This is a genomic window from Proteus sp. G2609 (genome assembly GCF_963896135.1).
GTDB classification, from domain to species: Bacteria; Pseudomonadota; Gammaproteobacteria; order Enterobacterales; family Enterobacteriaceae; genus Proteus; species Proteus mirabilis.
Genome location: NZ_CAWQNB010000019.1, coordinates 60028 through 72817, shown reverse-complemented (window position 1 = coordinate 72817; position 12790 = coordinate 60028). Strand labels below are relative to the sequence as shown.

9 protein-coding genes are annotated in these 12790 nt (G+C 38.2%); 2 read left to right on the top strand and 7 right to left on the bottom strand.

From position 1 onward, the window contains the following. Positions 1–36 precede the first annotated feature (36 nt). Positions 37–510, top strand: a complete 474-nt coding sequence (locus tag AACV01_RS05340) for an Hcp family type VI secretion system effector (protein ID WP_004244607.1) — start codon at positions 37–39, stop codon at positions 508–510. A 92-nt stretch (positions 511–602) separates the two neighbouring features. Here the strand turns inward: AACV01_RS05340 and AACV01_RS05335 are convergent, their stop codons facing one another. From AACV01_RS05335 to aphA, 4 genes are all read right to left on the bottom strand, one after another. Further along, positions 603–1253: an MBL fold metallo-hydrolase gene (locus AACV01_RS05335; protein WP_004247640.1), complete on the bottom strand. Its 651-nt coding sequence runs from the start codon at positions 1251–1253 to the stop codon at positions 603–605. 49 nt (positions 1254–1302) lie between these two features. Further along, positions 1303–1851 (bottom strand): YcbK family protein, encoded by a 549-nt coding sequence (locus AACV01_RS05330; RefSeq protein ID WP_004244605.1) that lies wholly within the window; start codon positions 1849–1851, stop codon positions 1303–1305. A gap of 331 nt (positions 1852–2182) precedes the next feature. Beyond that, complete coding sequence (ldtD, locus tag AACV01_RS05325; protein WP_004244603.1) at positions 2183–3898, bottom strand: L,D-transpeptidase; 1716 nt, start codon at positions 3896–3898, stop codon at positions 2183–2185. A 342-nt stretch (positions 3899–4240) separates the two neighbouring features. Next, positions 4241–4954 carry an acid phosphatase AphA gene (gene aphA, locus AACV01_RS05320; protein WP_004247637.1) on the bottom strand — a complete coding sequence of 238 codons (714 nt, stop codon included), beginning with the start codon at positions 4952–4954 and terminating at the stop codon, positions 4241–4243. 405 nt (positions 4955–5359) lie between these two features. On the opposite strand from aphA, the gene catA reads away from it, so the two are divergent. Continuing rightward, complete coding sequence (gene catA, locus AACV01_RS05315) at positions 5360–6013, top strand: type A chloramphenicol O-acetyltransferase (RefSeq protein ID WP_060554589.1); 654 nt, start codon at positions 5360–5362, stop codon at positions 6011–6013. A gap of 282 nt (positions 6014–6295) precedes the next feature. Here catA and mukB read toward each other — a convergent pair whose 3' ends face one another. The 3 genes from mukB to mukF are packed head-to-tail and all read right to left on the bottom strand — an operon-like array spanning position 6296 to position 12784. After that, a complete protein-coding gene (gene mukB, locus AACV01_RS05310; RefSeq protein ID WP_161682539.1) occupies positions 6296–10753 on the bottom strand; it encodes a chromosome partition protein MukB in 4458 nt (1485 codons plus the stop codon). Then, on the bottom strand, positions 10750–11481 hold the full coding sequence (gene mukE, locus AACV01_RS05305; RefSeq protein WP_004247634.1) for a chromosome partition protein MukE: 732 nt from the start codon (positions 11479–11481) through the stop codon (positions 10750–10752). Before mukE ends, mukB begins: the two co-directional genes overlap by 4 nt. Further along, positions 11462–12784, bottom strand: a complete 1323-nt coding sequence (gene mukF, locus AACV01_RS05300; protein ID WP_004244597.1) for a chromosome partition protein MukF — start codon at positions 12782–12784, stop codon at positions 11462–11464. Before mukF ends, mukE begins: the two co-directional genes overlap by 20 nt. Positions 12785–12790: the final 6 nt, after the last annotated feature.

Genomic DNA, 12790 nt, shown 5'->3' with positions numbered 1-12790 from the left:
ATCATATGAAGAAATATCAAAAAGGAGTTATAAATAATGGCTAATTCAATATATTTAAAGATAATAGGGAAATCTCAAGGTGATATATCTAAAGGGTGCTCTACTTTAGGATCTATAGGCAATAAATATCAGCACGGACATGAAGATCAGATATTTGTGTATTCATTTGATTATGATTTAACTCGAGCACAAAATTTAAATCATTCCCCTGTGGTAATTTCAAAACCTATAGATAAATCTTCACCCTTACTTGGGGTTGCAATAACAAATAATGAATTATTAGAGTGCGAGCTAGAATTCTATAGAACAAGTTCAAACGGCAATCAAGAAAAGTTTTATACCATTAAGCTAACAAAAGCCAGCATTACCAATATATCAGCACATTACCCTAATTCACTGACGCATGCAGATGCCCAGCCTTATGAAGATATTACTATTCGATATGAAAGTATCTCTTGGAACCATATTTGTGCAGGAACATCAGGTTATAGTATCAGCAAAAATATTTAATTTTACCGACGATGAGCGATATCATTTTTAATTTTTCATCTATAAAAAAGCCCTTTAATATAAAGGGCTTAAAGAGTTTGCTTTATTTTAAATTACCAAATGGGCATTTCATCTTGTAAGAAAGGATTATATTGACGCTCATGACCTAAATTAGACATAGGGCCATGGCCGGGGATAAATAGATAATCATCACCTAGTGGTAATACTTTATTTTTGATAGAAGCTATCAGATCGGCATGATTACCACGAGGGAAATCAGTACGACCAATACTTTCACGAAATAATACATCTCCCATCGAGATAAGTTTATTTTGGTGATTAACAAAAATAATATGACCCGGTGTATGGCCCGGACAATGTAAAACCGACAAAGTAATGGTTTTACCAATAGTGACAGTATCCCCTTCATTTAACCATTGATCAGGCGTAAAAGATTTTCCACTGGGGAAGTTAAACATACGACACTGTTGTTCTAAATCTTCAATAAGGAAGTTATCATCTTTATGTGGCCCATAAACAGGCACATGAAAATGCTCAACAATTTGAGCTGTTCCTGCTACGTGATCAAAGTGACCATGAGTTAATAGCACTTTAGTCAACTTTAATTGACGTTGTTCAATTTCTGCAATTAATGTTTCGACATCACCACCGGGATCAACAATGGCCGCTTCTTTGGTATCATCACACCAGATAAGGGTGCAATTTTGCATATAATTTGTCACAGGTATAATGTGATACATCATAGCTTACTCCGCGCTTTCTTAGTCTATATCTATTTATTTATTACATAGATTACCATGAGCGCACGGGTCCTGTATCGATATGAACAAAATTACTTCGTGGATAATAACCCACTCCTCCCGCTTTCATTCTTAGTGCAACTTGGCGTACTTTAGATAAATCAGTACCTACTAAACGGAAATCCATTGCTTGACCACGGGTATGATAGCTTTTTTTCGCAACACCGCTGGTGTGTTGACGTAGATGATTATTAGTCGCGAGTGAACGATAACCCGAAATAAGTTCAACGGCTTTATTGTTGTTTAACATCACCTGTAACAGATAGATTTGATCAAATAAGGCTGGATCGATAGTTTTAACTTTATTTTGACGGTGATCTCTAAAAAGATGATTTAGTCTAGCAAGCTCTTGTTTATTATAACGTTTACCATCAAAAAACTCGGCTTTAATAGTTTCACCAGTATTTAAATTATTAAAGCGAAGAATTTTCGGTCGGGGAGTTGCTAATGATGCAAATGCATGTGAGGGAAGTAAACCTAAACCAACAGCAGCCATACCAAGGCCTAACCACTTACGACGATGTGAATCAACAATATCCATGATAGCTACACTCAAAATAATGATAGAAGGAAGAACAGACCTTTATTATGACAATATTTTTCTTGAATTGTTGCTTATTGTTTGTATAGATTTGTAAACATATCATTGATATTATTTTATAAAAGTTTATGTTTTATTATTAATAATAGCCGTGTTAGCAATTAACATTTTATTAATATTAATGTTATTTCTAAAAATAGATTAAAAATAATAGCTATTTTTTAAAATTTATTAATAAAACTGAATAAAATTATTTTATCTCACTGATTTTTATAAAAAATAAAGAGCAAGCATAATGCTTACTCTTTATTGTTGTTAGCCATCTGTTCTATTACAAATATTTCTTAATATTCTCTAAAAAAGAGGTTGCATTATTAATGCTTTGGTCATAATTATAAATATCTGCTCGATATTGAGGGGCATTTTCTTCTGCTACCCAAGCTGTTTGATAATATAAATAGACAGGGATACGTTCTGGAATTGGTGCATATTGTGTTGAACCTCGTTTTAAAGCTGCATCAATTCTATCTTGTTTCCATCCTGCATCACCTAATAATATCGTCGCTAATTGCGCCGCTTTATTCACACGAATACAACCTGAACTAATTGCTCGCATATTTTTAGTAAATAAATTGTGGTTTGGTGTGTCATGCAGATAAATTGCTTCAGAGTTTGGCATATTAAATTTATATCGGCCTAGGGAGTTAGTTGGCCCAGGGGCTTGCCAAATGCGATATGGAAAATTAGCCGCAGAGATGTTTTCCCAATCTATATCATAAGGATTGATTGGATAAGCGTCATTCCCCCACCCTGAATAAATCGTATAACCTTTACGACTAAAATAACTAGGATCAGCCTTTCCTTTTGGAACAATATCTTTACGCGTCATACTCGTAGGTACATTCCAAGGCGGATTAACCACAACATTATTAAGCGCACTACTCATAATGGGGGTTTTTCTATCTGGTCGACCAACAATCACTTTTGAATCTAAAATCAGTTGATTATTAGCATAAAAATAGAGGGAGTAATCAGGAATATTGACCCAAATTCCAGTGTCACCAATAGGTGGGGTTAAACGTAACCGCTGTATATTTAATGCCATAATTCCAGCACGCTGTATTGGTGTCATATTTAACCAATTACGCGTCTGTCTACCAATAATACCGTCAGTTTCTAATCCATGGGCCGCTTGAAACGATTTTACAGCAGCAATTAAAGGCTCATCATAAATCGTTGTTGCTACTTCTTGCTCATTTTCAGCCAATTGAGGCAGTAAATTTAAGTTACGCAATATTTGTCTTAATGCAATAACTTCTTCTGCCGATTGGTTTGGCTTTAATGAATTTTTCCCTTCCATAACGGGCCAAATAACCTCTTGATGAAGCTGTTTGCGCACTTCCTCTTTCATTAATGGATAGTAAGGGTGTGAGGGTGCAAAGGAGACGACAAAGCGCCCTAAGGTATTTTGTTGTAGATTGAGTTGGAAATGCTCGACAGCTTGCACAGTTGGTGCCGGTAATGCTTGTATCGCAGCGCGATATAACAGTGTTGTTCCTGATTGATTAATCTGTTCAACAAAGCTGATATAACCTAAAAAAGCGTCAGATAAAATAATATCTCGTGCTTCTGGCGTTAATTGTGCTGTTTCTAATAGCGTTAACCAACGTCCAAATTGTGGTTGAATTCCAGTTAAGGCAACCTCTGCCAGTTGCTGCTCTAGTTGTTTTGTAATTTGTTCATCTTGCCAAATCAGTGCTAAATCATTGCTTTGATAAACATCCACGAGTTGCTTAAAGTAAAGTGGTTTATATTCGCTTGGTAACCAAGATTGTAGTTTAGTGCTAACTTCCTGCTTACTCACTGATGGTGAATTTAATGTATCTTGTGTTGCCACGTCTTCTGTAAATGCGGGTACTAATGCAGGTGTTTCTGATGTGAATAGCGGTGGCGTTTCACTTTCTGAGGCAATAACATTATGCCCTGAGAGAAGTGTACCTATTACGACCGAATATGTTATTGCTCTTTTAATTGCTTGTTGCGCCATAGTCCTCAGTGCCTCATCCCTTGTTATTATTTTGCTATCGTAAAATATTAGATGAGTTAGACAAAGAGTTTTATAGGAATAAACTAATATTTGTAAAGTTTTATAAAATCTTTTCAACAATATGCACTTAAATCATCATAAAAAGATGTTTAATACACTTTTTATATTAAATAAGAGTATAAATACTAAATACTCACAATGCCGTGCACAATAAATATTCAAATAGAAAGTATATAGATTTAATCTATCATATGGTTCTATTTTGTTTTATAAAGAAACCCAAAATAAAAAAGGCGTAGTTTCCTACGCCTAACAAATAAAGGTCAACAGCACAGAGACAGATTAGTACTCTGAATTGATAACCACTTCTTCACCAAATTGTCCCGCTTTAGGTAACGGCTGGTAAGAAGAGTTAGCGGCACGTAAGATACGGATCCCACGGATATTTAGCTCATCTGCTGCTGCGATATCAGCATCTGCATCACCGTAGTAAATTTTCAGTTTGTGATCGCGCATCCAGCTTACTTTGTTATTTGCGCCAGGTTGGTCACCGGCAAAAATAACAGGTTGCATTTTGTCTGCAGGAATATTTAAACCTTCTTGAACATATTTAGTCACAGTCTCTGTTTTAGTCTGTGTACGACCGGTAATGAAATAAACAGTATCACCACGTTTTAAGTGCATCTGAACAAGATCGATACCGACTTGTTTAGGCATACTGAATTTATCCCATTCGTTGTTCATTTTTTCCCAGAATTCTGGGTTTTTCAGATAACTGAAATCGTTTGGAGAATATTCCAGTTTACCACGATAAAAGCCTGGGCTTGAGAACAGAACAGTGTCATCAATATCAAAACCTACCGCCATTGGTGCTTGGCCTTCTAAGCTTTTTTCAATTTCTGCAACAGAAACCCATTTAATTGGTTGCTGGTGTGCAAGTTCAGTAACAGTAACCCCTGGGCTAACAACTTCTGGCATATGAACTTTTGCCATTGCTGCGCCATTTAAACTTAACGCCAACGCAATTGCACTAAGAGTAAGTGTGACTTTACGCATTCTCTTTCCTTTAATTTTTATATTAATCACAGAAGGTGATAATAATAAACATCATAATTACATTTAAATGAGATATAGCGCACGTTATTTTATTTAGGCTGGTACTCTTTTGTTAGTTTACTTTCATTTTTTGATCTATCTAACACTTTGAAAAAATAACGCACTATCTACGAAAGCAGATAGCGCCGTTATTATCTAAGTCGTCCCCAAATGAATACATCAATGACTCTGTTATTTTTGAAACATTTTTTGGTAAAAAATAAACATTTTAAAATTAGCCAAGAAAAACCCATTACCTATCATAGGTTATGGGTTTATCTACAGATAGAGGTTCGAAATTGTTTTAATAATTTATAAGTAATATACAATTAATTTAAATTTGGATTAGAAAATAGGAAAGCTAACATGGACACAAAGCGAGTGGGATATACTGTTGTTGATCTATCCCAATGGGGACGAAAAGAACACTTTGAAGCATTTCAGTCTTTTGCTCAATGCACCTTTAGCCAGACTGTTCAACTGGATATTACTTCCTTATTAAAAACCGTAAAGCAAAATGGGTACAAATTCTATCCGACATTTATATACATCATTAGCCAATTGGTAAATAAACATGCAGAATTCCGCATGGCAATGAAAGACGGGGAATTGGTGATATGGGATAGTGTTAACCCTGGGTACACTATCTTTCATGAACAGACCGAAACATTTTCATCTTTATGGAGTTATTACCACAAAGATATCAATCAATTTTTGAAAACTTATTCAGAAGATATAGCGCAATACGGTGACAATCTAGCCTATTTTCCAAAAGAATTTATCGAAAATATGTTTTTTGTGTCAGCAAATCCTTGGGTAAGTTTCACCAGTTTTAACTTGAATGTGGCGAATATAAACAATTTCTTTGCCCCTGTATTTACAATAGGTAAATATTATACGCAGGGAGATAAAGTTCTGATGCCACTAGCAATTCAAGTGCATCATGCCGTATGTGATGGCTTCCATGTAGGCAGATTACTCAATGAAATACAGCAATACTGCGATGAGGGATGTAAATAATCAATGGGACTTAAAGCACATGTTTTTGTTCCACTCAAACCTGTCGCTATCCTCTGTTTCCACTTTTATTGATTATTTTAACATCGATATAAATTGATGAGGGGCATTTAGTACTTCCCTTTTTATTGAGGGGTCACGCTATAAAATTTGTACACTGATTTGTACTAATAACTGTGATAAAAATACTAAATGCCATTAACACTCATGAATAACCAAAATATAAAATAATGAAAACAATAAGTTATATTATAAGGTTATTCACTTACTCATCATGATCCTTCATCAACTATCTGCAACATTTTCGGATAAAATGTTATCTTTTTCACTTTGTTGCCCAAAGCCTTTTAATCCGACCACATGAACATGCTCGCTTCCATTAAAGACTTTACGCACTAATTTATAAGTTGTGCCTTTTTCTGGACTAATATTTTCTGGTGCGGCAATGATAAGTTGCATATCAAGTCGTTCACACAGTTCAAACAGGGTCGCGATAGATTTCGCATCTAAACGTGCGGCTTCATCAAGGAAGAGCAAACGACAAGGCGAAATATCTTTTCCTCTTAAGCGTCGTGATTCTTCTTCCCAACTTTGAACCACCATCACTAAGATAGACATACCTGTACCAATGGCTTCACCCGTTGATAGCGCACCACTTTCTGCTTTTAACCAACCTTCTGGCCCACGATTAACTTCAACTTCCATCTCAAGATAGTTACGGTAATCAAGTAGCTCTTCACCCACCGTTTGTGGCATACGCTGACCAAAATCAGCCTGTGGATTTAAGCGTTGATACAGTTTTGCCATCGCTTCAGAGAAGGTTAGGTTTTGGTTTTTAAATAGATCTTGATATTGGCTATCTTCTTCTTCCGATAATACATCCAGTAAGATTTGATGGCTTTCACGAATATTAACGTTTAACCGTACACCACGAACCTGACCAAAGGAAACCGCTTGTAAGCCCTGATTTAGCATACGAATGCGATTTTGTTCACGTTGGATAGTTTTACGAATAATATTTGCCACACTGCGAGAGCTGATCGCCAGTTTTTGTTCACGACTGGTTAGCTCTTCGGTTAAGCGCGCTAATTCAATTTCCATCTGTTCGATAGCATCAACCGGATCATCGGTTTTGATAATATCTTGTCGAATACGTTCTCTTAAATGTTGGTAAACCGCAATAAAGAATTGGACTTTGCGATCAGGGTATTTTGCATCTTCAGAGCGACGTAATGCATCCCGTAAATATTCATTATCCGCCACAGCCTGACGTAACGCACCTAGAGCCTTATCCGACATTGAACGTAGCTCATCCGCTGAAAGATAGGCAAAGTCACGACGATGTAAACGGCGCTCCATACCATTTTCTTTCACTAAGCGCATAACAGCACACCAACTGGCTTTAGCGCTGACGACGTGTTCACGCATTTGGCCATAATCACGTTCTAATTTGCGAATTTTCTTCGCCATATTTTCACGTTCAGCTTCACTAAGCGCAATATCACGCTCAAGTTGGCTAATACGCGTACGGTTAGCACTCACCGCAGCATAACGTTGATCACGTAACTCTTTGGCTCGCGCTTCTGCACCCGCATCAATTTGCAAGCCAGTCTCTTTCATCTCTTGCTCAAGCTCTCTTAATAGTTCTGATTTAGTATCAAAAGAACTTTTTAGTGAGGCTAGTACTTGATTAAACTGATCACATTGTGCCTGCTGTTGACGATATAACTCTCTCGCTGTCGCTCGCTCTGTTTCAGCCATTTCTAAACGACGACGTAATTTTTCATTAAGATCGTTATTTTCACTGACAATTTCAACCGCATCGCTATAACTAAAATGTGGACGACGCTGAACCACTTCCACCAGCAAAAATGCTTGTTGTTGATAACGTTGCTGCTCTTCTTTTGCGTATTGATAATCTTGTGTTAATTGATCATGCTCTTGTGGATCGCTTTGTAAAATCGAGGCTATAGGCTCTAACGCAGTTAATGCTTTCTCATGACGCTGTAAATAACGCATTGACTCTTCTGCGTTATAAAGCTCTTCACGTAGCTCTTCAACACGATCAATTAATGTTTCGTCCAATAATAAATTGACTTGAGGAATGAGTTTATTTAATAAATTGAGCGACTCTTTGGCTTGCGCATAATGCTGACGTTGTTGCTGAGTGCCCTCTTCATATTGTGATAACTCGCGCTCTAATTCATTACGACGTTGATTTAATTGGCGAATATCTTCTTCAGGATCGGCATCAAATGCCACTGAAATATGTTGCCCAACAAATTGGCTAAATGCATGGTGTGCACGTTGAATTTTCTGCACATCAAAGGCCTGTGTAGCATACAGCTCTGACAGCTCATCTCGTTGACGGGATAATATTTCTAGCTGGTTTTCTCGTGCCGCACGGCCAAATAATGGAATTTCTGGATAACGTGAATAGCGCCACTGCCTATCTGAACTTTTAATAAGTACCGCTTTTTCCATCTCTTGGGCATTAAATACGCTATCATCAAAGGATTGTGGATCACCTTCAATAAAATAGAGATCTTCCGGGCAATCTTCTAAAGAAGCTAACTGCTCTTCGATCGCACTGAGATCTTGTACCACAATTGCATGGCGTGCAGGTCCATATAATGCTGAGAAATAAGGCGCATCATCTAAGGTGATATCATCGTAAATCTCCGATAATAAAACCCCGTTAAAGCGTTCTGCTAAAGTAATTAATCGGCCATCTTCAGCCCCACTAGGCTGACTTAATCGTTCAATTTGAGCTTCAATTTGCTGTTTGCGAGCAGCGGTTTCATCACGCAAAACCGTGGCTTCACGCTCTTTCTCAAGTAACTGTTGCATATATTCAGTAACTTGATTGCTTGTTTCAAAAGATTGATGCGTTTGTTCACACAGTTGCGTTAAAGCATCTTGTGCAGCAAACCAAACTGGCGCTTGTTTTCTTAATTTTTCAATTTGTTGTTTTAGTTGATCAAGCTCTTGGCGCATTTGCATACGCTGTTCGCCTGAATCACTAACATAATCGCTCAGCTCTTCAATCTTTGCTTCTAGCTCTTCTTGTAGAGTAAATAGATCATCAGGCTCAACATTTTTGCCATACTGTTTATTAAACTCTGCAAGTTGACGTTCAGCATTATTTCTTTGCTGTAAACGTTGCTCTAATTCAGCTAATTGCATCCGAATAGGGTGAACACGATCGGCTTGATGACGATGTGATGACCATTCACGTAATGCGCTTTTAGCCGCACTCCACGCATTTTGACGCTCAACTTCCCCAACAATCGAAGTGATCAATTTATAGGCTTGATCAAATTGTGTTTTGGCCGCATCAGAAACACCGAGTTTCTGCTCCATAGAAAGTAATGAATGCGTGATGGATTGAATTTTTGCTTGAATACGTTCAGCCCATAACTCTGCATTGGTTTCATCTAAATCATCAATGCCACATTGTGCTTTCGCACGCTCTAATGCTTGTACCGCCTGACGATATTGAATAGCTCGGGTTTGTTGAACATCTAACGCTTGTTGATAATCTGCCAATTGACTTTTCAGTTCATCAACTTCTTTTTCCGCAGATCCAACTCGCGCTTCCAACTCTTCTTTTTTTGATGTTGCTTTTTCAACAACTTCACTTTGCTCTTCTAAACGGAATGTGATTTCTTCAACATCCGCAACATAGCGATCGATTTTTTCTTGTTGGCGTACCGCATTTTGTACAAGATTAAGTCTATCACTGGCGGCTTGATAATCCGTTTCCAAATCAGCCGATAACGCTTGTTGCTCTTCTAACTCTTTGCCCATTTCAATAAAGCGATAAGCTTCATTGTTAATCGCTTTACGCTGATCCCACAACTCTTTACGTAAAGATAGAGCCTGATCAAGGTGTACTCGTCTTTCATTAGCATGACGCATATAGTCCGCTGCAACATACGAGGTCGCTTCGGTAACTAAATGTTTAAACAGATCACGATCGGATTGAGTGACCCGAATAGCTTCTAAGGTCATGCGGTTTTCACGTAATGCCCCTTCCATATCTTGGAAGGCTTTTCTTACTCCGCTATTTTCAGGTAATAAATAGTCGCGTAAAGAGCGAGTGATGGCACTTGAAATACCGCCATATAATGAAGCTTCAATAAGACGATAGAATTTTGCCCGATCGCTTGCTGAGCGTAAACGTTTCGGAATAACCCCTAAATCAAAGAGTACAGAGTGGAAATCAGTAATCGAGTTAAATTGTCTAAAAACAACGCCTTCTATTGCTTCTACTTTTTCTTTTAATTCATTAAGTGGTAAAACACGTGCTTGGCGTCCATCGACAGCTTGCGTCAAAATTTCTGTTGGATTTTCAGCAATAGGTAGCCCTTGGATCATAAAAGGTTTGATATCAACCTTTTTATCTCGTCCGGCAACTTGTTGTAAGCGTACGCCAACGACAGCTCGTAAATGGCGGGAATTAATCACATCTAAAACAGCGTAACAAACTCCCGGGCGTAATTTCCCATATAATCCTTTATCACGAGAGCCACTGGTTGAACCGGCTTCAGTGGTATTTCTAAAATGAAGTAAAGTCAGATCGGGGATCATCGCGGTAATAAAAGCCGCCATGGTGGTGGATTTACCCGCTCCGTTACCACCGGATAAAGTCGTGACTAATTCATCTAAATCAAAAGTACGAGCAAAAAACCCATTCCAGTTGATCAATGTTAATGAGCGAAATTTTCCTCGTTCAATCATTTATTTTCTTCCTCTGCATCATCATCTTCACTGGACTCTAATTGCTCATCTTCCTGTTCATCGTCATCACTTGGCTCGCTATCTTGCTCTAGTGGCATAGCTTCACCATCGCGGATCATACGCATTTGCGCTTCAAGAGGAGAGTCACCACTACGCACATCAGCACCAAAGCGGAACACCGATTCAGTAATTGAAAAACGTTGCGTATCATTGGGTAAAAACGAAATCATCCCTAAACGACGTAGTCGGTTAAGTGACGTTCTCATTTTCTCTTGCAGTTTTTGTAGGTCTAAATCCGATCCTGTTGAGCGTTGATTAACTAAGCGTAACAATTTGCTTTCATCGGCCAGTGTGCGTAATTCATCAAATAATTCTTGTACAGTGAAGATCCCCTGATTAGCTAATCGTTCAGGGCTAAGGTAGAGATAACAAAGAATTTTGCCGACCAACATATCCATTTCAGAAAGCACTGAACGAGGAATAAGCGTCGTTGAACGGGGGCGTAAGTAAAAAAAGCCTTCAGGTGCTCGAATTAATTCGACATTATAACGCGCATAAAAATCTGTTAACTCATCTTGAAAGTCCATCAAAAAAGCATGGTTATCTAGTGAGTCTATACCAATATGTCGACCTGCACGTAGCTGACTATCCAGTTCAGGAAAAAGTGAATTCGCTAATGCCTGTGCTAATTTAGCTGGTATAAATTGTTCAGTATGTATCGATGACATGCGCTTGTACCTTAGCTCCATATTCGTTAATTTCTGCCCATTTTGCTGGCAATCCTGCAAGTTCAGCTTGCGCGACACCTAATCGTACCGCTTGATCAATGACAATCCGTGCCACATCAAAATGCTTCTGTTGTGGATAACGATTAAGATACTCAACTAATACTGAACTGAGATCTAACGCTCGTTGTTCTAATTTATAAGCAGCCAGCTCTTGTTCAACCCATTGAGCAATTTGTTCATTTACTTCACTGAACATCTGATATTCCAGCTCTTCAGGCAATTCCCCGGTCACTTCTTCATCTCGCAACACAAGCTCTTCATCACGCATATCAAATAGCCTATCCGCATTAGCATAAGTTAATGCCCATGGGCTGTCGAAATAGTTTTGTACGGATTGGCGTAGGCGACGTGAAAAAATACGGTTTTTATCCATATCTATCGCCGTGCGAATAAATTTATGCACATGCCTATCGTAACCTATCCATAAATCGATAGATTGCTGTCCCCAACTAATAATACGGTCAAGTTTACTTTGTAACTCAAAGACTAAAGTATCTATTTGGTCGACATGGCCTGAACTCATATTCGCTTCTTGAATACGTAATAGATTTGCTTGTAATTTGTCCCCTGCCGCTTCCAGTGTGTCTTGTAACTCTCTTAATGTCCCAGAGGTTTCAGATAGTAATTGTTCACAGTTTGAAATGGCAGCTTGCCAATCTTGGTTTAATAGTGCAGCAATATCTTCTTTAACGATATTTTGCTGTTCATCCATAATGCGTTGAGATAAATCGATGCTATCGAATATCTCAGCCACCGAATATTTTAACGGTGCAAAAACATTACGATGCCAATGGTATGCATCACCACCTTCTTCTGCGGCACTTGCCGCTGAATCTAACTCACTTGCCACAATTGACAATTGCATCGACAAGCGTAGTGATGAAAACTCACGTTGACGAATGTAGTAATCACTGATGCCAATACCTAATGGCGTTAAACGATATATCGCATTACCTTCTACCAGTTCACTGGTAAAACGGTTAAAAAGCCGCTGCTTGACCATATCATTAATGGCATTATTAGCACGAACTTGTATTGATTCTGCGGGTTGATCAAAGCCTTTACACACCTCTCGAAAGGCATCAATCAACTCCCCTTCACTCATCTCGCCATCAAGGCGTTCGCTGTTTAATACAGCAACTGCCATCAAAAAAGCTAATCTTTCCGGTGGCAGTGAAATAGAGAAATCATTTTTTCTCGCCCAAGACACTAACTCAGGAACGGTCTGGGTAAAATCACTCATAGTACA

Coding starts and splice junctions, on each gene's coding strand:
- mukF (WP_004244597.1), bottom strand. CDS start 12,784: ATGAGTGATTTTACCCAGACCGTTCCTGAGTTAGTGTCTTGGGCGAGA.
- mukB (WP_161682539.1), bottom strand. CDS start 10,753: ATGATTGAACGAGGAAAATTTCGCTCATTAACATTGATCAACTGGAAT.
- AACV01_RS05330 (WP_004244605.1), bottom strand. CDS start 1,851: ATGGATATTGTTGATTCACATCGTCGTAAGTGGTTAGGCCTTGGTATG.
- AACV01_RS05335 (WP_004247640.1), bottom strand. CDS start 1,253: ATGATGTATCACATTATACCTGTGACAAATTATATGCAAAATTGCACC.
- ldtD (WP_004244603.1), bottom strand. CDS start 3,898: ATGGCGCAACAAGCAATTAAAAGAGCAATAACATATTCGGTCGTAATA.
- AACV01_RS05340 (WP_004244607.1), top strand. CDS start 37: ATGGCTAATTCAATATATTTAAAGATAATAGGGAAATCTCAAGGTGAT.
- catA (WP_060554589.1), top strand. CDS start 5,360: ATGGACACAAAGCGAGTGGGATATACTGTTGTTGATCTATCCCAATGG.
- aphA (WP_004247637.1), bottom strand. CDS start 4,954: ATGCGTAAAGTCACACTTACTCTTAGTGCAATTGCGTTGGCGTTAAGT.
- mukE (WP_004247634.1), bottom strand. CDS start 11,481: ATGTCATCGATACATACTGAACAATTTATACCAGCTAAATTAGCACAG.